At 65.7% G+C, this 23,472-nt stretch carries 17 protein-coding genes and 1 pseudogene; 10 read left to right on the forward strand and 8 right to left on the reverse strand.

Going from position 1 to position 23,472, the window contains the following annotated elements:
- Nucleotides 1-83: 83 nt before the first annotated feature.
- Together AB4Y72_RS14660 and AB4Y72_RS14665 are read right to left on the reverse strand one after the other, a co-directional pair.
- Nucleotides 84-701: a hypothetical protein gene (locus tag AB4Y72_RS14660; protein WP_441426888.1), complete on the reverse strand. Its 618-nt coding sequence runs from the start codon at nucleotides 699-701 to the stop codon at nucleotides 84-86.
- A 380-nt stretch (nucleotides 702-1,081) separates the two neighbouring features.
- Nucleotides 1,082-2,584: an LCP family protein gene (locus tag AB4Y72_RS14665; RefSeq protein WP_441426908.1), complete on the reverse strand. Its 1,503-nt coding sequence runs from the start codon at nucleotides 2,582-2,584 to the stop codon at nucleotides 1,082-1,084.
- 48 nt (nucleotides 2,585-2,632) lie between these two features.
- Here AB4Y72_RS14665 and AB4Y72_RS14670 point away from each other — a divergent pair.
- Nucleotides 2,633-2,961: pseudogene (locus AB4Y72_RS14670) on the forward strand (DUF1345 domain-containing protein).
- Nucleotides 2,962-3,091: 130 nt separating this feature from the next.
- On the opposite strand, the gene AB4Y72_RS14675 reads toward AB4Y72_RS14670, so the two are convergent.
- Nucleotides 3,092-4,795: an alkaline phosphatase family protein gene (locus tag AB4Y72_RS14675; RefSeq protein WP_441426889.1), complete on the reverse strand. Its 1,704-nt coding sequence runs from the start codon at nucleotides 4,793-4,795 to the stop codon at nucleotides 3,092-3,094.
- 334 nt (nucleotides 4,796-5,129) lie between these two features.
- Between AB4Y72_RS14675 and AB4Y72_RS14680 the strand changes: the two genes are divergently transcribed.
- Nucleotides 5,130-5,972 carry a COG4705 family protein gene (locus AB4Y72_RS14680; RefSeq protein ID WP_441426890.1) on the forward strand — a complete coding sequence of 281 codons (843 nt, stop codon included), beginning with the start codon at nucleotides 5,130-5,132 and terminating at the stop codon, nucleotides 5,970-5,972.
- 79 nt (nucleotides 5,973-6,051) lie between these two features.
- Here the strand turns inward: AB4Y72_RS14680 and AB4Y72_RS14685 are convergent, their stop codons facing one another.
- The 4 genes from AB4Y72_RS14685 to AB4Y72_RS14700 form a co-directional block, all read right to left on the reverse strand.
- Nucleotides 6,052-7,023: a magnesium transporter CorA family protein gene (locus AB4Y72_RS14685; RefSeq protein WP_441426891.1), complete on the reverse strand. Its 972-nt coding sequence runs from the start codon at nucleotides 7,021-7,023 to the stop codon at nucleotides 6,052-6,054.
- Nucleotides 7,024-7,153: 130 nt separating this feature from the next.
- On the reverse strand, nucleotides 7,154-8,716 hold the full coding sequence (locus AB4Y72_RS14690) for a CehA/McbA family metallohydrolase (protein WP_441426892.1): 1,563 nt from the start codon (nucleotides 8,714-8,716) through the stop codon (nucleotides 7,154-7,156).
- 148 nt (nucleotides 8,717-8,864) lie between these two features.
- Nucleotides 8,865-9,539, reverse strand: coding sequence for a response regulator (locus AB4Y72_RS14695; RefSeq protein WP_441426893.1), 675 nt, complete (start codon nucleotides 9,537-9,539; stop codon nucleotides 8,865-8,867).
- A 5-nt stretch (nucleotides 9,540-9,544) separates the two neighbouring features.
- Nucleotides 9,545-11,158, reverse strand: a complete 1,614-nt coding sequence (locus AB4Y72_RS14700) for an ATP-binding protein (RefSeq protein WP_441426894.1) — start codon at nucleotides 11,156-11,158, stop codon at nucleotides 9,545-9,547.
- A gap of 236 nt (nucleotides 11,159-11,394) precedes the next feature.
- Between AB4Y72_RS14700 and AB4Y72_RS14705 the strand changes: the two genes are divergently transcribed.
- The 8 genes from AB4Y72_RS14705 to AB4Y72_RS14740 all read left to right on the forward strand — a co-directional run bounded on the left by AB4Y72_RS14705 (nucleotide 11,395) and on the right by AB4Y72_RS14740 (nucleotide 21,532).
- A complete protein-coding gene (locus AB4Y72_RS14705) occupies nucleotides 11,395-12,243 on the forward strand; it encodes an ABC transporter ATP-binding protein (protein WP_441426895.1) in 849 nt (282 codons plus the stop codon).
- On the forward strand, nucleotides 12,240-13,118 hold the full coding sequence (locus tag AB4Y72_RS14710; protein WP_441426896.1) for an ABC transporter permease: 879 nt from the start codon (nucleotides 12,240-12,242) through the stop codon (nucleotides 13,116-13,118). Before AB4Y72_RS14705 ends, AB4Y72_RS14710 begins: the two co-directional genes overlap by 4 nt.
- Nucleotides 13,119-13,185: 67 nt before the next feature.
- On the forward strand, nucleotides 13,186-14,301 hold the full coding sequence (locus tag AB4Y72_RS14715; RefSeq protein WP_441426897.1) for an ABC transporter substrate-binding protein: 1,116 nt from the start codon (nucleotides 13,186-13,188) through the stop codon (nucleotides 14,299-14,301).
- Between the two features lie 270 nt (nucleotides 14,302-14,571).
- Entirely contained in the window at nucleotides 14,572-15,762 is a 1,191-nt protein-coding gene (locus AB4Y72_RS14720; RefSeq protein ID WP_441426898.1) for an acyl-CoA dehydrogenase family protein, read from the forward strand.
- Nucleotides 15,763-15,787: 25 nt separating this feature from the next.
- Entirely contained in the window at nucleotides 15,788-17,917 is a 2,130-nt protein-coding gene (locus AB4Y72_RS14725) for a 3-hydroxyacyl-CoA dehydrogenase NAD-binding domain-containing protein (protein ID WP_441426899.1), read from the forward strand.
- An 8-nt stretch (nucleotides 17,918-17,925) separates the two neighbouring features.
- Nucleotides 17,926-18,540 carry a TetR/AcrR family transcriptional regulator gene (locus AB4Y72_RS14730; RefSeq protein WP_441426900.1) on the forward strand — a complete coding sequence of 205 codons (615 nt, stop codon included), beginning with the start codon at nucleotides 17,926-17,928 and terminating at the stop codon, nucleotides 18,538-18,540.
- Nucleotides 18,537-20,081, forward strand: a complete 1,545-nt coding sequence (locus AB4Y72_RS14735) for a long-chain-fatty-acid--CoA ligase (protein WP_441426901.1) — start codon at nucleotides 18,537-18,539, stop codon at nucleotides 20,079-20,081. Before AB4Y72_RS14730 ends, AB4Y72_RS14735 begins: the two co-directional genes overlap by 4 nt.
- Before the next feature lie 245 nt (nucleotides 20,082-20,326).
- Nucleotides 20,327-21,532 carry an amidohydrolase family protein gene (locus AB4Y72_RS14740; protein ID WP_441426902.1) on the forward strand — a complete coding sequence of 402 codons (1,206 nt, stop codon included), beginning with the start codon at nucleotides 20,327-20,329 and terminating at the stop codon, nucleotides 21,530-21,532.
- Nucleotides 21,533-21,640: 108 nt separating this feature from the next.
- Here AB4Y72_RS14740 and AB4Y72_RS14745 read toward each other — a convergent pair.
- Nucleotides 21,641-23,472 (reverse strand): putative Ig domain-containing protein (locus AB4Y72_RS14745; RefSeq protein ID WP_441426903.1); only part of this gene is annotated, 1,832 nt, incomplete at its 5' end.

Genomic DNA, 23,472 nt, shown 5'->3' on the forward strand with positions numbered 1-23,472 from the left:
CAACACCCGTTCGGGCTCGGGAGCGCACCGCGGCCGCCGTCGCACCGCCGAGGACTTAGCCCGGCAAAGAGACGGCGAGGACCTCAACCACGACGGCGGGAAGGGGCGCCCGCACGGTGCCGGCGAACGGCGCTTACCGCGCGAACTGCGAGGACGGCGGCCGCGATCAGCAGCGCGGCTCCGGCCAAGGCCGTGCCCGCTCCGCCGATGCGCCAAGTTAGGGCCCGGGGATGTCCGCGTACTGCCTGGCTGGGGGCGCCGCCTGCGACCTCCTTGTCCGTGACTTCCCATTCAGCAGGGGAGGGGAAGATCCCGGCGGGAAGCCGCTGCTGCCGTAGCCGACGACGTGAGGCAAGCCCCCGCCGCACTTCCTCATTCGGGGCGGGCACTTCTCCGTCTGCTGCCAGCGCCGCGGGGAGGTCGATAATGTAGGGCTCACCGTAGGAGGCCGCGGAAGCCACCGAGTCGAGCCAGGTGTCGGGCGGGGGTTCCACGCCGCGCCGCGAGAACGCAGCGAGGAGCATCTGTCGGATCTCGCCTAGGCTCTTGCCCCGGGCGTCCGGCGTGACTTCGAAAATGGCCAGTTGGAGCTGCACTTTCTCATCCGCAGCCGGGTCCTTGGCGCTCGGATCCTGCTCAACGGGGTCCATGTTCAGTGGCCCGGTCTTGGGCGAGTCCGCGTTGCGGGGGTCAGGGCTCATTGGGGTTCCTTTCATCCACGTCAGGCCCAACCGCCGTGGGGGACCCGCCTGGGATCCCGGGGGCGATTACGGCTCCACCGGGCCAGACTAACAATGACCTGCGGGCTGACAACAGGGACCGGCGCTCTGGGTCGTGAGGCGTCCCTGCACTGCCAGCCTTGGACGGCGGCGTTGAGGGCCTGGAAGCCTGCTTTTGCGGTTTTTTCATCCATCTAACCGGCGGCGTGGAGACGCCCTTTGACTTGGAAGGGCTACTTTGCCTGACCAATGCGGCTTCCTTCTCATCCGCGGGGTTTAGGTGGGCCCTGGCCGCCGGGCATACGGGCGCACCGGCTTAGCGCGTCAGCGGCCGGGTTTGCCCGGCGGAGGGCGCGGTCTATCTAACCGCCCGCGTTGGCGGACTGGCAGGTCTGGTCGTTACCTGTCTGGGCCACGACGCTGCCGGGTGCATGGGCGGGCGGTGCTGGCCGGGTGCCGGTCGTGAAGTCTTCACCGGCGTAGAGCTGCACGCCCTGGACGCCCGGAGCCGCCTGTACGCGTTCCGGTGGAAGCCCAAATACCGCGCCGACGTCGGCTGCGACGTCGGCGAAGCCGGCACCGTAGTAGACGTACGTCTCGGGTCGAGGTTGCGCCGGGATCGGAGAGACGTCCGTAAATCCTGCTGAGTTGAGGACCGAAGAGATTTCCTGGCTTCTGCCATCGACGGTTGTCCCGTTGGCGACGGTTATGGGCTGGATCGTTTTGTCATAGCCCGATTTGGACGCCGCCGTGGGAGGAGCCGAGGACGGGCTAGTGCCGGGTGCGGGCTGACTGAGGTCGGCGCTCTGCCGGAGCTTGGCGAATAGGTTGCCTGCTGCCGGCTCGTCGAGGCCCAGCCTGTTGGGATCCGACGCCGCAGGCACAGTTGGGACGGTGATGAAATTGACCTTGGCCGGGTCGATATTCTTTAGCCGGCCGGCGAGGGTCAGCATCGTCGGAACCGAGGCGAGGCCGTCATCGACGGTCAGGTTCTTGGTCATCGTGTCGGCGATGGACAAAACTTTCTGGGGGTCACCGAGGGTCCCGTCGGCCTTCAGCTTGCGGGTGAGGGAGGCAAGGAAGGACTGCTGGGCCTTGATCCGGCCCAGGTCTCCGCCGTCGGCGAAAGCGTGGCGGGTCCGCAGGAAGGCCAGGGCCTGGTCGCCCTGGACCTGCGAGGTTCCCTTGGGGAGGTGGAGTCCGGATTCGGGGTCGGAGACGGCGGCGTTGACGCAAACATCGACGCCGCCGACGGTATTGGAGAGTTCCTTCACGGCATTGAAGTCAGCCATCATGAAGTGGTCCACTTCCAAGCCGGTGAGCTTGTTCACGGTGTCCACGGCGCAGCCGATGCCGGCGTCGGCCATGGCGCTGTTGATCATCACGTTTTGCCGCGCATCGTGTTGCTGGTTGGTCTTGCGATCCATGCAGGCCGGGACGTCGACGAGGAGGTCCCGCGGGAAGCTGATGACGTTGACATGGTTGTTGTCGGCGGAGATGTCCAGCACCATCATCACATCCGACTGTCCGTATCCCGATGACTGGTCCACGGTGCCGTATTTTCCGTTCTTCCCGCTTCTCGTATCACTGCCCAGGACGAGGATCTGCAGGCGGTCCTTGCTGTCATCGACGGGCCCTTCGGTCCGGAGGCCGCCGGCCCCGAGAGCAGACGTGGTGATGTTCGACTGGAGGCGCCAGAACCAGTAGCCTCCGAAAGCGATGGTAACCAGCAGCAAAACAGCCACGGCGATGCCGGTGTACTTGAGCCAGCGCGGCCGCCGGCGAGCGGGTTGGTTGCGGCTGCTGTCAACCAGGGTGCCCTGCCCCGGGTATGACGGGGACGTGCTGGATTCCTGGCCGTGCATATCGTGACGCAATGTGGCTACCTCTATGGGGGACGTTCGGACCCGCCCATGTTACTGACGGTTGCTGGGAACACCCGCAAACGCGGCGGAACCGGGGGAGCGGGGTCTCACGACACACCGCATGTGGGAAGCGGCGTTACGCTGTCCTGGCTCCTGGTGCACAGCCTCTTCACCCTGCGCTATGCCACCATCTACTACCGAGACGACGATGGAGTGGACTTCAACGAAAAGAAACCGCCCCGGTACGGGACTTCGCCTACCTCGCTTTCACCATCGGGATGACCTTCCAGGTCTCGGACACCGACCTGAAAACCGACGCCATCCGGTACACCGCCCTCCGTCAGGCACTGCTCTCGTACTTGGCGCCATCGTTCTAGCCACAGTCATCAACCTGGTCTCCGGCCTCATCCACTGACCCGAAACAGTTTTCGTCGCGGCGCTGGCGCACTGGTTCTGACGGACAGAGGAGGGCTTCCGCAGAAGCCCTCCTCTGCAGGCCTGTGCGCGTCAGCGCTGCGGGAGGGCCTGGGTTCCCTCGATCTGCACTGCCTGCAGTTTGTTCGGGTCCAGGCCGAGGGTTTTGAGGATTGTCGGGGCGATCTGTGTGGTTTCGACGGTGTCGGTCACGGTGCGGGCGTGGTCGTCGTGGGTGCCGGAGATGACGAGGGGCACGTTCCGGTCGTCGGCGGAGGCGCCGCCGTGTTCGGCGATTTTGGCTGTGCCGCTGGTGTAGACGACGCCGGTCTGCGCGATGCCCAGGATGTCGGGGTAGCGGGCGTCGGTGGTCTTTGTGCCGAAGTATCGGGCGACGTCGCTGCCTGCGTAGATTTTGCTGAGTCCTGAGGTTGCGAGGGTCCTGGGGGCGCTGTTGATGTCGTTCCCGGCGGCCGTGTGCGAGGCGAGGTAGTCCTTGGCGAACTTCGCTGCGGGCTGGGAGTGGTCCGAGAGCCAGAGTTGCATGATGTCATCATCGGTGGAGAAGGCCACCAGGTCCGCGGACCCCGGGTGGGCGGCCTTCCATGCCGCGTTGAGTCCGTCGATGATCGTACTGTCTGGAACCCGGGTCAGTGCAGCGGGCTCCATGGGGGACTGTCCGTGCTTCGCCGAGAGGATGATGGTCGTGTCCTTGGCGTGCCCGGTGGCGGACAGGGCAGACTCCATTTTCCCGACGGACGCGTCCACGTAGTCCAGGGCGTTGCCCAGCAGAGGGCCCGGCACAGCGCCGCCCGGGAGATACCCTCCGGGGAGGCCGTCCGACGTCGGCAGCTTCTGGGCGGTGGAGACGGACTGGAAGTTCATGCCGAAGATGGCCGGCACGGCCGCGGCCCGGGTGCCGGAGTGGTCCTTCCCGCCGATTTCGTTCAGGACCGCCTGGACCTTGTAGCCGTCATACTGCCGGGTTGCGGCGTTGTCCTGGCTCCAGTCGCCGGTGAACGGTGCGGGTGCCTGGCTGTTGATCTCAGGCGTGAAGAGATCGTCCACGCCTTTGCCTGAGGGTCCGTTGAGGATTTCATAGGCGGGGTGTTTGTCCGACCACGCCGTGGTCAGGCCGGCGCTCTTGGCGACCTCGAAGACGGTGTTGACCTTCAGGTACTGATGCGGGTAGACGGGTTTGCACGTCGCGGGGTCCACGGGCAGCGCTGCAGGATTGAGCAGGGATCCGGGCTGGCCGGTCATGGTCATGATGCTGGAGGGTAGGCCGGTGAGGCCTTGCCCTGCGTCGAGCGCGTTCGGGTTCTTGTCCGCGGCCTCGGTCAGTGCCACCTCGGTCCCGGGTGCGGTGTTCTTGCAGTCGGTGGTGCCGGCCGGGAGGAGCGCCCGGTTGAACGTGTCGTCATAGTAGATCCCGGTCGTTCCCGGGTTGCCGCCGGTGAATTGCCCGACCATGCCGGGGAAGGAGTCGGAGGGCACGGGAGTTTGTGCGTGGGTGTAGCTTGTGCCGTGGTTCACCAGGGCAGCCAGCGCCGACTGCGGATGCGCCGCGACATACCAGTCGAGGTCTTTCTGGTGCAGGCCGTCCACGGAGAGTACAAGGACGTGCTTGGTGCCCGTGCCGTCCTGGCGCTCGTGCTGGCCTGAACGGTGGTCTTGGGCGTCGTGGTTCTCGTGCCTGCCGGCGTCCGCCATGGAAGGTGCGACGGCAGTGCCGGCGAGCAGGGCGGCACCGAGGAGCGCGGCCGCGGCCACGCCTGTGGTTCTTGCTGAAGTCATGGGATTGAGACCTTTCGGCACAGTTGCGCCAGAGTTTGGAGTTGTCTCCCCGAGTCTTATCCGTTCGGAAGCCCACACTGGCGTTTTCGGGGCATCCATGGCGAAGGTTCCCGAACCGTTAATCGGCTGGTCGCCGAATTCAAAGTAATTTCCCAGCCTTAGGGGCCGCTGCGCGTCTTCGACGATGGCCGCGGGCGTCCACCACTTCAGGGACGCGTTCGGACAGTGCCGATTGGCGGCTCCCGCGTAAGGAAAGCGCCGTGCTTCCCCGGCCGTGGGCGGCCTTCAGTGTCCTGTTCAGCTAGGGGTAGGGATCATGGGGCACAATCACGGGATGACAGATTCCCCTCAGCAAGACAATTTTCGAAACGGCGCCGCGTCTGCCGTTCTGGACGAACGGCGACTGGCCCGGGCAGGCGCTTCGCCGCGCCGGGCTGGGGCGAAGGTTCCGGAAATCACGGCCTGGTTCTGGGTCGCCAAGGTGCTCACGACCGGGATGGGCGAAACCACTTCGGACTTCCTCGTCCATCAGATCGAGCCGGCCGTGGCGCTCGGCGTTGGCGCGGTTGGCCTGGTCGCTTCGCTTGTTCTGCAGTTCGCTGTCCGTCGCTATATTCCGTGGGTTTACTGGCTGGCTGTGGTCATGGTCAGCGTGTTCGGGACCATGGCTGCCGATGCCGTGCACGTCGTGCTCGGCGTCCCGTATCTGGTGTCGGCGGTGTTCTTCCTCGTTGTCCTGTCAGTCGTTTTTCTCCTCTGGTACCGGTCCGAGAAGACACTGTCCATCCACAGCCTAGACACGCGGCGCCGCGAGGCCTTCTATTGGACCGCAGTGCTGACGACGTTCGCCCTTGGCACCGCGACCGGGGACATGACCGCGTACAGCCTGAACCTCGGCTATCTGGCGTCGGGTGCGGTGTTCACCGCGGTGATCGCCGTGGTTGGCCTCTTGTACTGGCGTGGCTGGATTGGCGCGATACCGTCGTTCTGGTTCGCATACATCCTCACCCGGCCGCTCGGGGCGTCCTTCGCAGACTGGACAGCCGTGTCCTTCGACCGCGGCGGCCTCGGCTGGGGGACAGGCCCTGTCAGCCTGGGCCTCGCCGCGTGCATCGCAGCATTGGTCTGCTACCTGTCCATCGGGGGCAGGCGAAACGCCTTGTCCCGCTCTCGCTAAAGGATCGGCCCATACCGGGAGTCGCTGGAACAGCTGACGACGGCGGTCAACGAGACCGCATTGGACGAGGAGTTTACGGCTAGATCCAGTCCCGGTTTTTGAAGGCCAGGTAGAGGACAATTGATCCGCCGGCCATCAGCGCGCTGGAGAGCCAGAGCCCGTAGTCGCTCTGGAAGCCGAAAAACGGCACATTTTGCCCGAAGAAGCCGGTGACGGCGGTGGGGACGGCGATGATCGCGGCCCAGCTGGTGACTTTTTTCATGACCAGGTTCATCTGGTTTCCCTGGATGCTGATGTGGGTTTCCAGGATGGTGGTGACCAGGTCACGGAGCGCTTCTGTCCATTCGGTGGCGCGCAGCACGTGGTCGTAGACGTCCTGCAGGAAGGGCTGCATGGCGGGGCTGCAGCCGATCAGGTCATCCCGGCGCAGGAGGGTGTTGAGGACCTCGCGCATGGGCAGCACGACGCGGCGGAGCCGGACCAGATTCTTGCGCAGCTCGAAGGTCTTGCGCTGCAGGTCGTGGTCCGGGGAGTGATCATCGAAGAGTGAGTCTTCCAGGGCATCGATGTAGCCGTCGAGTTCCTGAACGGCGTCGAAATGCCCGTCCACGATCATGTCCAGCAGGCCCCAGAAAAGGAAGGGCACCCCGTGCGTGGCCAGGTCCGCCTCTGCGTCCCAGTGCGCCGTCAGTTTGTCGGTGTCGAACCCGGGCCCGTGCACGGTCACCAGGGCATTCCGGGTCACGAATGCCGAGATCTCGGCGATGGCCAGCTCCCCGGTTTCGGAACGGAGCCCTGCCTGATAGGCGGAGAGGAACAGATGGTTTGGGTATCGGTCCAGCTTGGGCCGTTGGAAGTCGTGGACGGCGTCCTCGACGGCGAGGCGGTGAAGCCCGTACACCGTTTCGACGCCGAGGAGGTCATCCGCCGTCGGATCCGTGTAGTCGATCCACAGCACGACGTCGTCCTGTTGGGCCAGGGCCTCGATCTCGTGGGCACTGACATTGTCGCGTTCGAGTTTGCCTTCGCGGTATAGCCGTATGAACACCATCCGCCCCATGGTACGGGAGCCGTCTCCGAGTCTCCTCAACCTTCTGCGCTGGTATCGGCACTCTCGGCGGTGTTGTAGCCGTGGCCCCGCACCCCTGCGGGCGCAGGTATGCGGGGCCACGATGGTTCCGCTACTTTTTGCCGAGGAAGATCGGGTTGGTGAGCGCAGCCATGGGACCCAGCAGCAGGGCCGTTCCCATGGCTGTTCCGTTGCTGGGCGTGCCGTCGGTCATCGGGTGGCGCACCTCGACACGGATGTAGGCGGCGAGCTGCGGGGTGGTCACCCAGGTGCTGGTGCCCTGGCCAGATGCCGGGAGGGTAATCTGCTGGGTTTGGCCTTCGTCAGTGATGAACCTGACCACGCCGTTGGGGACACCGGAGACCTTTGCGGTGACCGTGACGCGGGCATCCGGTGAGGTCTCGAGGCGTTCCCCGACGCCGGCGCTCCGGGCGCCGGCCGTGACGTTGAAGTCCAGGGAGACGTCTGCCGATTCGGCAATCCAGTTCCGGCCGTTGCGGATGCCCTCGAGGAGGGCGTCGCGGGACAGCGCCGAGGCGTTGACCACGTTGTGGGGGAAGCCGATGACCTGCGGGGCGCTGTGGGCGTCGCTGTTGCCCATCGCCGGGAGCCAGCGGCCGCCGGTGCGCGCGGAGTGGGCGAGCATGGAATCCCAGGTGTTGATGGCGTACTCGTCGTCGGCGGTCCATGGGCCGGTCCAGACCTCGACTGCGTCGGCGTCGTCGTACCCGAACTTCCAGCGGCAGGCGACGTACGGGCAGTACGGGTGGGCCGGGACCACGATCCCGCCGGAGGCGTGGATCCGCTGGGCCTCCTGCTCGAACCCCTTGTCCCGGGCCCGGTAGCGCCAGTCAATCCACTCTCCGGCCTCAAGCCCGAGAGCGAGGTAGTGCCCGTTCCGGGTCGTCACCTCCTCACCCATGAGAATGAGCAGGTCATTGCCGGCCAGCGGCCCCCATGCGCCATGCGACGCCGGGGTGTTGTGGTCCGTGCTGATCATGAAGTCCAGGCGCGCGGCGCGGGCCCCGGCAGCGACTTCCTCGGGTGTGCGCTTGCCATCGGAATATACGGTGTGGAGGTGGGCATCGCCGCGGTACCAACCGGCGCCTCGGCCGGCAATCTGCTGTGGCGGGTACTGCGGGCGGAAGGCGGCGCCGTCGGGTCCGTACTCCAGCGTGACGTTGACGGTGTAGTCCATGCCCTGATCGGCCACCTGGTACGGGCCGAGCGCGATGTTCCAGGTGCCCTTGCCTACCGGGCCGGGCAGGTATCCCGGAGTGGCTTCGGCAGCGGAGATGAAGAACTCGGTGCGGAAGCCGCCGGACCAGCCGCGGAAGCCCTTGCCCGCGAGAGCGGTTCCCTTCTCGTCGAAGACGCCGATGTCGCAGGCGTTCGTCAGGAGCCCGGAATCGACCGTGGGCTTGCTGTAGCTGTAGGAAACGCTGATTTTGTTGACACCGGCGGGCACCTCGACGGGAAGGTAGACGAAGTCCGCGGCGCCCGGTTCCAGGTGCCCGGTGATCGTTTTGGTTTTGCTGGTGCCGGTGTCGGCGGCGGCGAACTGCACCGGGGCCAGGGTCAGCGCCGCCCCGGTCAGTGCGGCGGCCAGGAAACCTCGGCGGGAAGTGGAAAGGGGGACGTTGTCGCCCGCATGGGCTTTGCATGGTGAACTCACCGGCCTCATGCTCACCATGCGGGATGAACGAAATACAACGCCCCGGCCAACACGACGTGAAACTAGTCCCGAGTGTTCAGTCGGGGCCGCCCCCAGCGCCGGCGGGCGGTTCCGACTTCATCAGCGCCCGGGTGTACCTGACATGCGCCTATTTGTTGACTGGCAGGTACGTGTTGACTGGCCGGCCGGTGGTGCCGTACTCGAGGTGGAGGGCCACCCTGTCCTTCCGTTCGAGCTCGCTCAGGTACCGCTGCGCTGTGGGCCGCGAAATGCCGATGTGGTCCGAGATGTCCTGGGCGCCCAGGGGGCGCCCGGCCGAGACGACGGCATCGAGGACTTTCTGCATCGTCGGCGGGAGGCGCCGCGCGGAGCTGGGGCCCGCGCTGGCCGGGGCGGCCGCCCGCCGCGAGGCAAAAAGGGCGTCCACGTCCGTCTGCCCGGTGATGCGCCGCGACTCTGCGTCAGTGCGCCACCTCTGGTAGGCCCTTAGCTGCTCGGCGAGCTGCTCGAACCCGAAGGGCTTCACCAGGTAGTACACGGCTCCGCCGCGCATCGCGGCGCGCACCGTCCCGACGTCGCGCGCGGCGGTGATGATAATGACGTCAACGTCCTCACCCGCCTCCCGCAGGGTTTGCAGGAGCGAGATGCCGTCTTCGTCTGGGAGGTAGATGTCCAGCAGCAGGAGGTCGGGGCGCTCCCTCGCTATCGCGGCTCGCGCCTCGGCCACCGTGTGCGCCTCGCCGACGCACTCGTACCCCGGAACCTGCGCAACCTGGGCGGCATGGAGCCGCGCGACGCGGTAGTCGTCGTCGACGATGAGCACCCGGATCATCCTTCTGCCCCACTTCTTGGAATCCACACTTCGAAGCGCCCGCCCGGCCCGGCGAACACGTCCATTGTGCCACCTGCACGACGAACGATCCTCGTTACAAGCGCCAGGCCAATACCGCGCCGAAGTGCCCGGCCGTCGCCTATGCCGGGCCGTTCGTTCTTTGTCGTAAAGCCGTCCCGCACCACGTCGTCCACCGCCTCCGCGGGTACGCCCGGACCGTTGTCAGTCACCGACACGAAGACACCCGAGGAATCGTCCAACGTGAGGGTGACTTCACGCGGTCCCGGCAGGCTGGAGACGGCGTCGACCGCGTTGTCGAGCAGGTTCCCCACGATCGTGAGGAGGTCCTGCGTCCCGAGGCCGGGTTCGCGGAGGCGTGACTCGTCAGACACCGCCACGCACACGTCCTGCTCCGCGGCCACCGTGATCTTGGCGTAGATGAGCGCTGCGAGCTCGGGGGGCTCGATCCGGGAGCGCAGCCCCTCGCCGAGCGAGCGCGACGTGTCCGCGATGCCCGAGATGAAGGTGCGCGCCTGCTCAATGTCGCCGAGGTGGAGGAGTGCGCCCACGGTGTGAAGGCGGTTGGCGTACTCGTGCTCCTGCGCACGCAGGGCCGCCATGAGCCCTTCCAGCGCGCGCAGGTCCCGCACCAGCGCCTCCACTTCGGTGCGGTCGCGCAGGGTCACGACGGCGCCTACGCTCCGGCCGCCCACGCTCACGGGCATGCGGTTCGCCACGAGCAGGGAATCGTCGGTGATGATCGTCTGGTCCGCCCCGGGCGCCTCGCCTGTGAGGACGTCGCGGAGCCTCCCCGCCGGGATGAGCTCTTCAACTGGTCGGTTGAGGGGAGTGTTGTCCAGGCGCAGGAGACGGCGGGCCTCGCCGTTAATCACGGTGACCCGGCCGGCGTCGTCGATTCCCATCATGCCTTCACGGATGCCGTGGAGTAGGGCCTCCCGCTCTTGGAGAAGCGAGGCGATCTCCGCCGGCTCGAGTCCGAACGTCACGCGCTTGATGGCGCGTGCCAGGAGGAACGAGCCGGCACCACCGATCAGGAGGATCAGCACCGAGGAGCCACCGACGATGCCGGCGTCGCGCTCAAGCTCCATGCTGACGGTCGTCTCGAGGATGCCCACCGAGACCTGTCCGACGATCTTTCCCGTTGCGTCCAGGATCGGTGCCTTGGCATTGGCCGAGTCGCCGAGGCTGCCGTGGTCGGTACCCACATGGGTTTGGCCGTCGAGGACCGCGACAGGCTCCTCGAGGCGCTTCCCGATGAGGGACGGCGTGGGGTGCGAAAGACGGACCCCGTCCCGGTCGGTCACCACTACGTAGTCCGTCTGAGCCCGGGTCCGCACCTGTTCGGCTACCGCCTGGATCTCCTGCCTCCCTTCGCCGGAGGCAGCACCGGTGGCAACTCCGGGCATCTGTGCCACAGACTCCGCGACGCCAAGGGCGCGCAGGCGGAACTGCTCGTCGAGGACCTGGCCGGTGATTCGGTTGGTCACCAGGCCGCCGAGGGCCACAGTGACCACGATCAGCACCAGCGTCCACACGAGGATCTGCGACGCGAGCGGCCGTGCCCGCCACCATGCCCGTGCGTTGCTCAAAGCTGGCCCCGAACGGCTTTTCGAGCAAAAGGTTCAAAAGATGAATGAAGGCTAATAACCCTCACAAGGCACGCAAGCGTGGCTGTAGCACGGCAGTCCTTTCTAGGGTGGGTGCACTGATCATGACTCATGTCACACAGCACGAAGTGGTGAGAGGCATGGCTAAAGGATCCACCGGACAATGGCGTCGCCGCAAATGGGCGGTTGGCGTCGATTTAACAGAGAGGCTTTACACCATGGGTGTAGACCGTCGAATTCGCCCACCAGCAGATGGCGGCGGTGATGCCGGCATCGAGGTCACCGGGCTGACCAAGCGCTATCTCACGCCGAAGGGTGAAACTTTTACAGCGATCAGGGACGTGACGCTTTCCGTGGAACCGGGGCAGTTCTGCTCGATCGTCGGCCCCACGGGCTGTGGCAAGTCGACCACCTTGGCCCAGGTTTCCGGGCTGGAGCGTCCCAGCGAGGGCTCTGTGCGCGTCGGCGGCAATACCGTCGATGGCGTCACTGACGGCGTCAGCTACATGTTCCAGGCGGATGCGCTCTTCCCCTGGAAGAGCGTGCTCAGCAACGTGATGATGGGACCGGTCCTGCTGGGAACCCCAAAGCGCGGGGCCACCTTGCTTGCCAGGGACTGGCTGCGCCGTGTGGGGCTGGCGGGTTTCGAGGACCGCTACCCACATCAGCTCTCGGGCGGCATGCGGAAACGCGTGGCCATGGCCGCGGCGCTCATCAACAACCCGAGGATCCTGCTCATGGACGAACCGTTCGGTGCCCTCGACGTGCAGACCAAGGCCATCATGCAGAACGAACTGCTGAAGCTCTGGGAGGAGCTCCGGCCCTCGGTCCTGTTCATCACGCACGACCTCGACGAGGCCGTTGCACTCTCCGACCGCGTGGTCATCATGACCAGCAGCCCCGGGACAGTCAAGGACGTCTTCGACATCGATCTGCCCCGGCCACGCGGCAATGTCCAGCAAATCCGCCACGAAGAACGCTTTCTTGAGCTTCAGGGCCAGATCTGGGAATCGCTTAAAGACGAGGTCACCCGTGCCTACGCGCGATCGGCAGGTGCAGCAGCATGACCGCTCTTGTGCAGGGGGAAAAGGTGAACTCGCAGGAGCAGCAGCAGGCAGCGGCCGTGCAGTCCGGAAAAGCGTCGCACCGGCGCCGCACGACTGCCATCTGGGTGGGCCGTGCCGCCCTCGCCGTGGCTGTGGTGGGCGGGTGGCAGTGGTTTACGGAGGAAGGCTGGGTGGACAAGTTCTTCTTCGGTCAGCCCAGCGAGATCTGGAACAGCCTGGTGATGCTCTTTACGCAGGGAACAGCGTTCGGGACAATCTGGGAGAACCTCGGGGTCACCATGGAGGAAGCGGTCCTCGGCTTCCTGCTCGGCACGTTCGTCGGCGTGGTGCTTGGGATCCTGCTGGGCTCGAACAAGTACCTCTCAGCCGTCGTCGGCCCGTACATCAGGATCGTGAACTCGATTCCCCGCATCGTCCTCGGATCGATCTTCATCGTGGCTTTCGGCCTCGGTGTGTTCCCCAAGGTTCTGCTCGCCGCGGTGCTGGTGTTCTTCGTCGTCTTCTTCAACGCCTTCCAGGGCGTGCGTGAGGTGGACCAGAACCTCGTCGCGAACGTCCGCGTACTTGGGGCATCCCCGGTCCAAGTCGCGATTCACGTGACCATCCCGTCGGCGATGACGTGGATCATCGCAAGCCTCCATACGGCCTTCGGGTTCGCGATTATCGGCGCCCTGGTCGCGGAGGTGCTCGGTGCTCAGCAGGGGATCGGCCTGATCATTAGCCAGGCCCAGGGCACCTTCGACCCGAACACGGTATTCGCGTGCATGGTGATCATTGCCGTGATCACGCTCGCGGCCGAATATCTGATCAGCCTGCTGGAACACACCCTCCTGAAATGGCGGCCGCCTAACCGGTCCGAAGCCCAGGCGATCTGACGGCTTCCCCAAATTTTTACCCGGAAACACAGCAATATCCACGAAGAGAATAAGGAAAAGTGCCCCAATGATGAAGCACAAGATCTACGCCACGGCTACCCTGGGAGTGGTTGCGCTCAGCCTCGCCGCCTGCGGCGGCAGCACGTCGGCCAGCTCCCCTGCCTCAAGCGGTTCCGGCAGCGCGGCGTCCGCCGACACCTCGGCGATGCCCACGGTCAAGCTCATGGTCGGCGGCATCGACAAGCAGATCTACCTCCCGTACCAGCTTGCCGAAAGTCTCGGCAACTACAAGAAGTATGGGGTGAATGTGGAGCTCTCGACGGAGCAGCATGGCGGCGTCGGCGCGGAGGAAGCAATGGCCTCCGGCCAGGTCGACATGGCCGGCGCGTGGTACATCCACACCGTCGACTTCCAGTCCAAAGGCAAGAACGTCATCGACCTCGTGCAGCTCTCCAGCGCCCCGGGCGAACGCATCATGTGCAGCCCCAAAGCCAATGTCCACTCCGCGGCGGACCTCAGGGGCAAGACCGTCGGCGTGACCGACCTCGGCTCCGGGACCGATGAGCTGACCCAGTTCATCGCCGCCAAGGCGGGAGTGACGAAGAACGACTACCACACCATCGCCGTGGGCGCCGGATCCACTGCCATAGCGGCGATCCAGCGCGGATCCGCCGACTGCGTCATGACAACGCAGCCCACCGTCGGCGCGCTCGAGAGCAAGAACCTGGCCGTCTCCGCGATCGATCTGGCCACCTCGGACGGCACCAAAGCTGCGCTCGGGGGCGCCTGGCCGGCGGCCAGCGTCCTCGCCCAGTCCGACTGGGTCAAGTCGCACGAGGACTCGGCCCAGAAGGTTGTGAACGCCCTCGTGGACACCATGCACTGGATCAGCACCCACTCGGCGGCGGACATCGCGGACAAGCTGCCCTCCTCCTTCGTCCAGAACAGCACCATCTCGAAGGACCAGTACATCAAGGCCCTGGACACCGACAAGGGGCAGTTCCTGTCGGACGGCCTCATGCCCGCTGGCGGCCCCAAGGTGATCTTTGCGATGGAGAAGCAGAACGGGGTTGACGCTTCCAAGATCAACTTCACCGACACATTCACCAACAAGTACGCCACCGCGGCGCTAAAGCTCGAAGGCTACACGCCGACGACGACGCCGGCCGGCTCGGACGGCTAGCCTCCGGCTTCAGAGCTACAGCAGGTTTCCAGAACGACGTCGGGCCCGTACCTTCAGCGCGAAGGTACGGGCCCGCCGTCTTGCGCTGACACAGCGATCCAGTCGCCCTTCTCGTTAACGGTCGAGCCATGGCGGGGGCGCGGGCGGCCGATTCTCCGGCGGTGTGACAAGGGTGCCTTGGGTTAAGAACAAATTGCAGTTACTATGCAGATTGTTAGGTAAGTGTGAGCTGGATCGCACTTACGGAACCCGAGGCGAAGGGGCCACCCGGTGACCCGAGTGGACGTGAACAGCGACTATTTCCTGCTTGACGATGAGTTGACGCCGAAGGAACGGAGTCTCCGGGACCGGGTCCGGTCCTATGTGGACTCGGACATTCTTCCGGTCATCAATGATTATTGGGAGCGTGCGGAATTCCCTGCCGAGGTGTTGCCGGGACTGGCGCGGCTCGGCATCATTGGCAGCACGATCGACGGTTATGGCTGCCCGGGGCTGGGCCGCCGGGCGGCCGGTATCGTCGCCCGCGAGATCGCGCGCGGCGACGGGTCTATCAATACTTTCATCGGCGTCCATTCGAGTCTGGCCATGGGCTCGATCAATATGCTCGGCAGCGAGGCCCAGCGGCAGCGCTGGCTTCCCTCCATGTCAGCCCTGGAGAAAATCGGCGCGTTCGCGCTGACTGAACCGTTGCATGGCTCGGATTCGGTGGCCTTGGAGACGAGCGCCCGCCGGGACGGCGAGAGCTACGTCCTCAACGGGCATAAGCGATGGATCGGAAACGGACACATGGCCGACGTGGTTGTCGTGTTCGCCCGCGACGCTGCCGACGGCCGGGTAAAAGCCTTCGTGCTGGAAAAAGGCGACGACGGAGAGCACCCTTCCGGCTACCGTCCGACCGTGATCACCGGCAAGATCGGCAAGCGCGCCATCCAGCAGGCTGACATTGTGATAGACAACGTAAGAATCCCCGCGGAAAACCGCCTCGAGAACTGTGATTCCTTCAAGGACGTCACCAGGGTTCTCACCGCGACCCGCGGCGGTGCCGCCTGGGAGGCAATGGGCCATGGGATGGCCGCTTACGAGATCGCGGCCCGGTACGCCCTGGAGCGGGCGCAGTTCGGCCGGCCGATCGGCTCGTTCCAGCTGGTGCAGAACAAGCTCGCCAACATGCTCAGCGAACTGACAGCCATGCAACTGATGTGCCACCGGATGGCCGAACTTGGCGAAACGGGCCGGCTGACCGGCCCGATGGCCTCCATGGTGAAGATGTCGACTGCCCAGAAAGCCAAATGGATCTGCGCTGAAGCCCGGGACATGCTGGCCGGGAACGGCATTCTGCTGGAGCGCCACGTGGCCCGGCACATGACCGACATGGATGTTGTGAGCACCTACGAGGGAACTGACTCTATTCAATCCCTGCTGGTCGGGCGGGACATCACCGGCATATCCGCATTCAGCTAATCACCGACAGAGAGGTGGGGACGCCGTGCCCGGACCTGCAGACCAGATCGTCACCGTTTCCCTCGTGGACGGAGTAGCGCGAATCACCATGAACAGCGGACGGGTGAACGCACTGGGACGCGCCCTGCGCCGGGCACTTAGCGAAGCGCTCATGCGGGTCGCCAGGGATCGGGCTGTTACCGCTGTCCTGTTGCTCGGCCAGCCCGAAGCATTCTCGGCCGGGGCGGACGTCTCCGAATTAAACAGCCCCGAATCAGACAATTCCCAATCCGGCGTCGCCGGGTTGGGAAGCGGGGTGGGCCGGCCGGATCTCCGGGAGCTCATCGCGTTGGTCGAAGACTTCCCGAAGCCGGTCATCGCTGGAATCACTGGTGTGGCATTGGGCGGGGGACTGGAGCTGGCGATGGCCGCACATGCCCGGATCTCCGCGCCAGGCGCGCGCCTGGGCCTGCCGGAGATCGCCCTTGGACTGTTGCCAGGGGCCGGCGGGACCGGGCGCCTGCCCCGCCTGGTGGGCCCGGAACGCGCCCTTGAAATGATCCTCACGGGAAAAGAAGTGTCAGCCTCGGAGGCGCTCCGGGACGGTCTGGTTGATGCGGTGATGGAGGATCCCGGCTCGCCGGACGCGGTGCGCTGGACGACGGAGTATGCGGCCACGCGGGCGCCGGGCCGGACCCGGGACCGCACCGGGAAGGTTACGGAAGCCGCGGCCGTGCCCGGTACCGTGAGCCGTCTGGCTGCGGACGCGGTGCGCAAGGCCAGGGACCCGTATGCCGCCCAAGCCGCGGTCGACGCCATGTCGGCGGGCATCGAGCAGTCCTTTGACCGGGGAGCGAACGTGGAGCAGGAGAAGTTCGAAGAGCGAGTCAAGAGCCCGGAGTCGGCTGCCCAGCGCCACCTCTTCGCCGCCGAAAGGGCGGCACGCAGACCCGCTTATCTTGACACCGACGCGGCGAGGGCCGTCCGCCGTGCGGGCGTCGTAGGTGCCGGGACGATGGGGGGCGGGATCGCCATGGCGCTGGCGTCCGCCGGCATGCCGGTTACGGTCGTGGAGGCAGAACGGGCCGCCTTGGACCGCGGCCTGGCACAGGTCCAGAAGAACCTTGCTGCTTCGGTGTCACGCGGCAGCAGGACGCAGGCAGGCGCTACACAGCTGGAGTCGCTGATCACGGGCAGCCTGGACTACGCGGATCTCACCGACGTCGACCTCGTCATTGAAGCAGCCTTCGAGGACCTGCAGGTCAAGCAGGGGATCTTCGCAACGCTGGACCGCTTCGTCCGTCCCGATTGCGTCCTCGCTTCGAACACTTCATACCTGGGCATCGACGACATCGCGGCAGGTACGCGCTTTCCCGCCCGGGTCCTGGGGATGCACTTCTTCAGCCCAGCAAACGTTATGCCACTGGTCGAAGTGGTCCGCGGATCCTCGACCGACGACGCGACGCTGGCGACCGCTTTCGCCACCGCACGCCGAATCGGCAAAACACCCGTCGTCGTCGGTGTCTGCCACGGCTTCGTCGGGAACCGGATGCTTGAGGTGCGCTCCGTTCAGGCCGAGCAACTGCTGCTCGAGGGGGCCCTGCCCGGCCAAGTGGACCAGGTCCTGAAAGGCTTCGGTTTCCGGATGGGGCCGTTTGAGATGGGTGACATGGCAGGACTGGATATCGGCTGGCGCAACCGCAAGGCCGGGGGCAGGACGGCGCCCGTCGCCGACGCCTTGTGTGAATCCGGACGGTTCGGGCAGAAGACCAGTGCGGGCTACTACGCCTATGTGGGACGCGAAGGGCACGATGACCCCGAGGTTGAGCAGCTGATCTTGGAAGTCTCGCGGAAGCTTGGCGTATCCCGCAGGGAAATTTCGGACAGCGAGATTCTGGAACGGTTGCTCTTTCCGATGATCAACGAAGGCGCACGCATTCTGGATGAGGGAATTGCCGAGCGGGCCGGTGATATCGATGTCATCTGGGTCAAAGGCTACAACTGGCCCGCCTACCGCGGCGGTCCAATGTGGTACGCCGATCACGTCGGCACCGGCTACGTCGCAGACCGACTGAGGCGCTACGCCGAGCAGTGCGGTGACGTGAGTCTACTGCCAGCCGGCTTTCTGTCGAAAGCCGTCGATAGCGCGACTTCAGGCCTGGGCCTGCCCGGATGACTGGTGCCGTGGATGGACGAAGCGCCCGCGCCCGGCGAACCCGGCAAATCATCAGCGATGCCCATATCGGGCTGATCAACGACGGCGAACTCAAACCCTCCGCCAGGCAGATCGCGGCCCGTGCTGGAGTGTCGATCCGTGCGCTGTGGGACCACTTCAAGGACATGGAGAGTGTCATGGCCAACACGGCCGCGCGCCAGCTGGCCGAACAGGACGAGGCTTTCGAGCCTATTCCAGTGGTACTTCCGCTGGCGGAACGCACCACTGCCTACAGCCGGCAGCGCGCCCCGATCCTGGAGGCCATCGCTCCGCTGGCCCGCGCCGCCGACCTGCAGCGTCCGTTCTCCGCGGCACTGCAACAGAACCTGCAGGAGAACCTGAAACGCATCAGGGACGACGTCGAACGCTTGTTCGACGCGGAACTGGGCGAGCTGGAGCCGGCCCACCGAACGCGCATGGTCCTGTCGATCTGTGCAGCGGCGGACTGGGCCAACTGGAAGCTCCTGCGGGACGGCCTTGGGCTGTCCGCAGACGAGGCACGGGCAGTCGTGGAGAACACGTTGGCCGCATTGCTCGATCGTCCGTCGGCCGGGCCCGAAAACAAGAGAAAGCAGAACCCATGACCGTATTGTCGCTCGCCGCGATTCTCGCAGAATCGGCCCGCAAATACCCGAACAAGACGGCCGTCATCAGCGGCGGCCAGTCATATACCTATTCCACGTTGTGGCAGCACGCCCGCAACTACGCCGCCCAGCTTCAAGACGCCGGGATTGGGCCGGGCGACGCCGTGGCGCTGATGTCGCCCAACGTCGTCGAGTTCCCCGCCACCTACTACGGCGTGCAGGCCGCCGGCGGGGTCGTGGTTCCCGTACACCTGTTGCTGACCGTCGAGGAAGTCATCCACGTGCTCCGTGACAGCAGAGCCAAAATTCTCGTCTGCCACGGGGCTTTCCTAGCCGTGGGACGGCAGGCTGCTGCGGCGGCCGGAATCCCGCTGCTGCTGGTGGGCCGCAAGCCTGACAGCGATGAAGCCGGCGTGGACCGTCTCCGCTCGGACGGCGCCAGCGAACTGCGCAGCTACGTTAGCCGAGAAGCCGAGGATCCCGCAGTCATCTTTTACACCTCTGGCACGACCGGCAGGCCCAAAGGCGCCGTCCTGACACACCTGAACATGGTCATGAACGCGACCGTGTCCGCTGTGGACGCCAACGACGTGCGGACCAGCGACATCGCGCTGGGTTGTCTTCCCCTGTTCCACGTCTTTGGGCAGACGGCGAGCATGAACGCCCTGTTCCGGCTCGGGGGCACCCTCGTCCTGCTGCCTAGGTTCACGGGGGAGGCTGCCCTGGAGCTCATGGCAGCCCACAAGGTCGACGTCTTCCACGGCGTGCCGACCATGTACATGCAACTGCTCAGCGCCGCCGAGGGGCGGCCCGACCTGCCGTCGCTGCGGCTGTGCGTCTCCGGGGGAGCCGCGCTGCCCCTGGCAGTCATGGAAAAGTTCAACGCCACCTTCGAAGTCACCATCTATGAAGGCTACGGATTGTCGGAAACGTCCCCGGTCGTCGCGACAAATACACCCCATTCCGGAGTTAGACCCGGAAGCGTCGGCCAAGCCGTCTGGGGTGTGGAGGTCCAAATCGCCGACCGCCGGCTGCCCGAACGTTGCGTTCCGGTCCCCACGGGCGAGCTCGGAGAGATCCTGGTGCGCGGCCACAACGTCTTCGCCGGCTACCTGAACAACCCGGAAGCCACGCAGGAAGCAATGGTGGACGGCTGGTTCCGGACAGGCGACCTCGGAACTATGGACGAGGATGGCTTCATCTACGTCGTCGACCGGACCAAGGACGTCATAATCCGCTCAGGCTATAACGTCTATCCCCGGGAGGTTGAAGAGGTTCTTTCCCGTCACCCGGCCATCGCCCAGGTCGCCGTCATCGGCCTGCCGGACGAGCTGCGGGGCGAAGAGGTGTGCGCCGTCGTAATCCTGGATCCCGCCCACGAGGGCAACCCGCCCAGCGCGCAAGACATCATTCACTGGAGTCAACAGCATCTCGCCAAACACAAATACCCCCGCCACATCCGGTTCGCCGGCGAGTTCCCCCTGGGCCCGAGCCACAAGGTGCTAAAACGTGAGCTGCGCCGCACACTGGCGGCCGACTGACACGACCCCAGCCGGACACCAATGCCGCGCAGTTCCGGTGGCAGTGTGAGATCGTGTTCATGGAACTACAGCCCCTCTTCCACCCCCCCTTTGTGACATGATGTGGCAGAGCATTTCCCAAGACTTTCCTGCCGGACGCACCGACCCCGCTTCCCGGTCCTGCATTGCCAATCTCTGGCTGAGGTCCTTGGAAACATCCCGCGCTTGCCTCTGAGAGCGGACAGCAACAACCAAGAGGAACCGAGATGGACTCTGCACCGAACCAGTCCATGACTATCGCCAATGCCTTGGTATTCGACGGAATTTCGCCTGAGCTTCGTGAGGCGTCCATCGTCTTCCGCGGCGGGCTTGTTGCCGCGGTGGGAGACGTGGCACCGGAGGGGCAGGTGGTTGACGCCGGGGGCAAGGTGGCGGTGCCAGGGCTGATCGACGCACACTTCCATGCATATGCCGTCGGGTTAGGAGGCATGGAAGTGGAACGGTGCCCGCTGAGCTATTCTGCGCTGGTGGGGGCCAGGCGGCTGGGCTCGGCGCTGCGTCGGGGTTTCACTACCGTCCGCGATGTTGCCGGCGGTGACAGGGGCCTCGCGCGGGCGATTGAGGGCGGTCTCATAGCCTCGCCGCGCTACTACTACACGGGCGCGGCCTTTAGCCAAACGGGCGGGCATGGCGACCCACGCTCGGCCGACGTCGACATTTGTTTCAGCCATGGCCACATGTGTGCCGTGGTGGACGGCCCCGACAACCTACGCCAGGCTGTTCGGGAGCGGTTCCGCACGGGCAGTCACGCGATCAAGATCATGGCCTCTGGCGGCGTGGTCTCCCTGACCGATCCGATCCGCCTTCCTCAGTATTCCGCAGAGGAAATCCGGGCCGTGGTGGACGAAGCAGTGCGGCGCCAAAGCTACGTGGCGGCACACGCCTATTCGCCGGAGGCAATCCGGCACTCGGTGGAGAACGGTGTCCGCTCAATTGAACATGGAAACCTGCTTGACCAGCCCACCGCCGCACTCATGGCTCAGCATGGCGCATTCCTGGTGCCAACCCTGGCCGCCTATGATGCGATGAATCGGCGTGGCGAGGCCCTTGGCTTGAACCCCGTATCCCAGGCCAAAAATGCCGAGGTGCTCTCGGCCGGCAAAGAAGCCATTGGGTTGGCATTGGAGGCCGGCGTCAAGGTGGGCTTTGGTTCAGACCTGATGGGCGATCTGGAAGACGACCAACTGGCGGGCGTGCGCCTGCAGATCGAGGCCGTCGGCGTCTTTGAAACCCTGCGGTCGATGACGTCCGTCAACGCCGAGCTGCTGCAGAACCCGGACATTGGCCGCATCGGCGCCGGAGCTGCGGGCGACGCCGTGCTGCTGGACGGCAATCCCTTTGAAGAGCCTTCGGTGCTGTGGGACGAAGCCAGGCCACGGATGGTCATCCAGGGCGGCCGGGCAGTGGCCTGAGCCGGCGGCCCAGGAGACGCCAGTGGTAAAGGCCGGCCCAGCGATCACCACCGAAAGCGGGCGCTGGGACGTCAAGCCGGTTTCTCGGCTGAAGTAGGCGCAGCCTGTCTATGGGACGGCGCGGATCTCGATGAGCGCCAGGTTCCAACGATCGGCGGTGGGGGCGGTGTCGTTGATGGCCACGACGGTTCCGCTGGTGGCTGTCAGCCCGGTTTGGCGCTGCACCCAATACGTATCGCCGGCCGGGGGGAAGTATTGATCGACCAGGGTCTGGGCCGGCCCGACTGTCCGCGCCCGCGCAGCGTCCCAGTCGGTTCCAACGCCCCAGACCCATGATCCGGCGCGGGTGGTGGTGAGGCTAGCGCTCGGGGCTCCGGAGGCGGCGCTGGCCCCGGCTGTGGTGCCATTAGTGGTGTCGGCATTGTTGAACGCCACGACGGTCATCGCTGACTGCCACGAGCCCGAGTTCTGGGTTGCGGTAATGGTGACATTGGTGAGCGGCCCGGCTGAGACGGCCTGCCATATTTCGGCTGTGCCGGCCTGGGCGTTTGTGCGCCGGCGGAGCGTCCAGGTGAGACCGCCGCCACTGACCGATCTCATGGATTCGGTGCCGCCGCCGCTGGGGCCGTCGGAACTGATAAAGGCAAGAATCAGCTGGTTGCTTCCGGTGGTCGTTAGGCCGGAGGCGCGGACTGTGGCGGCGCTGGTGCCCTGATGGGCGGTCACGAGCTTGTCGACGGTGATGGTCCGGACGCCGGAGGCTGTTGCAGTGGCGGTATTCGAGGGGGTACTGACGTTTCCGGCCGCGTCCTGTGCCGTGACGGTATAGCTGTAGGTGGTGCCCGCGACTACTGATCCATCAACGAAAGTCGTGCCGGTGGCGTTGCCGACGGGTGTCCCGTTGCGGGAAATGTTGTAGCGGGTGACGGCGACGTTGTCGGTGCTGGCGCTCCAGGCCAAGGATATTTGGCCGGAGCCGGCCACGGCCGAGAGGTTTGTGGGGGCCGTTGGGGCGGTCGTGTCTGGGTTCACGGTGATCGTGAGCGAGGGGGTGACCGCGTCGGGGCTGATCCCGTTCGTGGCGGTGACCGTGAACGTTGCCGGGCCGGCCGCCGTCGGGGTGCCGGAGAGGACCCCGGTGGTGGTGTTCAGGCTGAGTCCGGCCGGCAGGGTGCCGGAGGAGACCCTGAAGGTCGGCGCCGGATTACCACTCGCGGCGAACGTGTAGCTGTAGGCGGCGCCGACGGTCGCCGTCGCTGGCGGCGTGGACGCCGTGAACACCGGGGCCGACTGGGCCTGGCTCACGGTGATAGTGAGCGAGGGGGTGACCGCTTCGGGGCTGATCCCGTTCGTGGCGGTGACCGTGAACGTTGCCGGGCCGCCCGCCGACGGGGTGCCGGAGAGGACCCCGGTGGTGGTGTTCAGGCTGAGTCCGGCCGGCAGGGTGCCGGAGGAGACCCTGAAGGTCGGCGCCGGATTACCACTCGCGGCGAACGTGTAGCTGTAGGCGGCGCCGACGGTCGCCGTCGCCGGCGGCGTGGACGCCGTGAACACTGGGGCCGCCTGGGCGGGGTTCACGGTGATGGTGAGCGAGGGGGTCACCGCGTCGGGGCTGATCCCGTTCGTGGCGGTGACCGTGAACGTCGTCGCCCCGGCCGCCGACGGGGTTCCGGAGAGGACCCCGGTGGTGGTGTTCAGGCCCAGCCCGGCCGGCAGGGTGCCGGAGGAGACCCTGAACGTTGGAGCCGGATTACCGGTGGCGGCGAAGGTGTAGGTGTAGGCGGTGCCGACGGTGGCCGTCGCCGGCGGCGTGGACGCCGTAAACACCGGGGCCGTCTGGGCGGGGTTCACGGTGATCGTGATCGAGGGGGTGACCGCGTCGGGACTGACCCCGTTCGTGGCGGTGACCGTGAACGTGGCGGGGCCGGCCGCCGTCGGGG

Origin of the sequence: Arthrobacter sp. YAF34 (genome assembly GCF_052113245.1) — a bacterium.
Taxonomy (GTDB): Bacteria; Actinomycetota; Actinomycetes; order Actinomycetales; family Micrococcaceae; genus Arthrobacter.

What these genes read in the sequence shown, in the direction of transcription:
- AB4Y72_RS14710 (WP_441426896.1), top strand. Translation starts at nt 12,240, where the DNA reads ATGACCGCTCTTGTGCAGGGGGAAAAGGTGAACTCGCAGGAGCAGCAG.
- AB4Y72_RS14735 (WP_441426901.1), top strand. Translation starts at nt 18,537, where the DNA reads ATGACCGTATTGTCGCTCGCCGCGATTCTCGCAGAATCGGCCCGCAAA.
- AB4Y72_RS14715 (WP_441426897.1), top strand. Translation starts at nt 13,186, where the DNA reads ATGATGAAGCACAAGATCTACGCCACGGCTACCCTGGGAGTGGTTGCG.
- AB4Y72_RS14680 (WP_441426890.1), top strand. Translation starts at nt 5,130, where the DNA reads ATGACAGATTCCCCTCAGCAAGACAATTTTCGAAACGGCGCCGCGTCT.
- AB4Y72_RS14705 (WP_441426895.1), top strand. Translation starts at nt 11,395, where the DNA reads ATGGGTGTAGACCGTCGAATTCGCCCACCAGCAGATGGCGGCGGTGAT.
- AB4Y72_RS14660 (WP_441426888.1), bottom strand. Translation starts at nt 701, where the DNA reads ATGAGCCCTGACCCCCGCAACGCGGACTCGCCCAAGACCGGGCCACTG.
- AB4Y72_RS14740 (WP_441426902.1), top strand. Translation starts at nt 20,327, where the DNA reads ATGGACTCTGCACCGAACCAGTCCATGACTATCGCCAATGCCTTGGTA.
- AB4Y72_RS14685 (WP_441426891.1), bottom strand. Translation starts at nt 7,023, where the DNA reads ATGGTGTTCATACGGCTATACCGCGAAGGCAAACTCGAACGCGACAAT.
- AB4Y72_RS14665 (WP_441426908.1), bottom strand. Translation starts at nt 2,584, where the DNA reads ATGCACGGCCAGGAATCCAGCACGTCCCCGTCATACCCGGGGCAGGGC.
- AB4Y72_RS14675 (WP_441426889.1), bottom strand. Translation starts at nt 4,795, where the DNA reads ATGACTTCAGCAAGAACCACAGGCGTGGCCGCGGCCGCGCTCCTCGGT.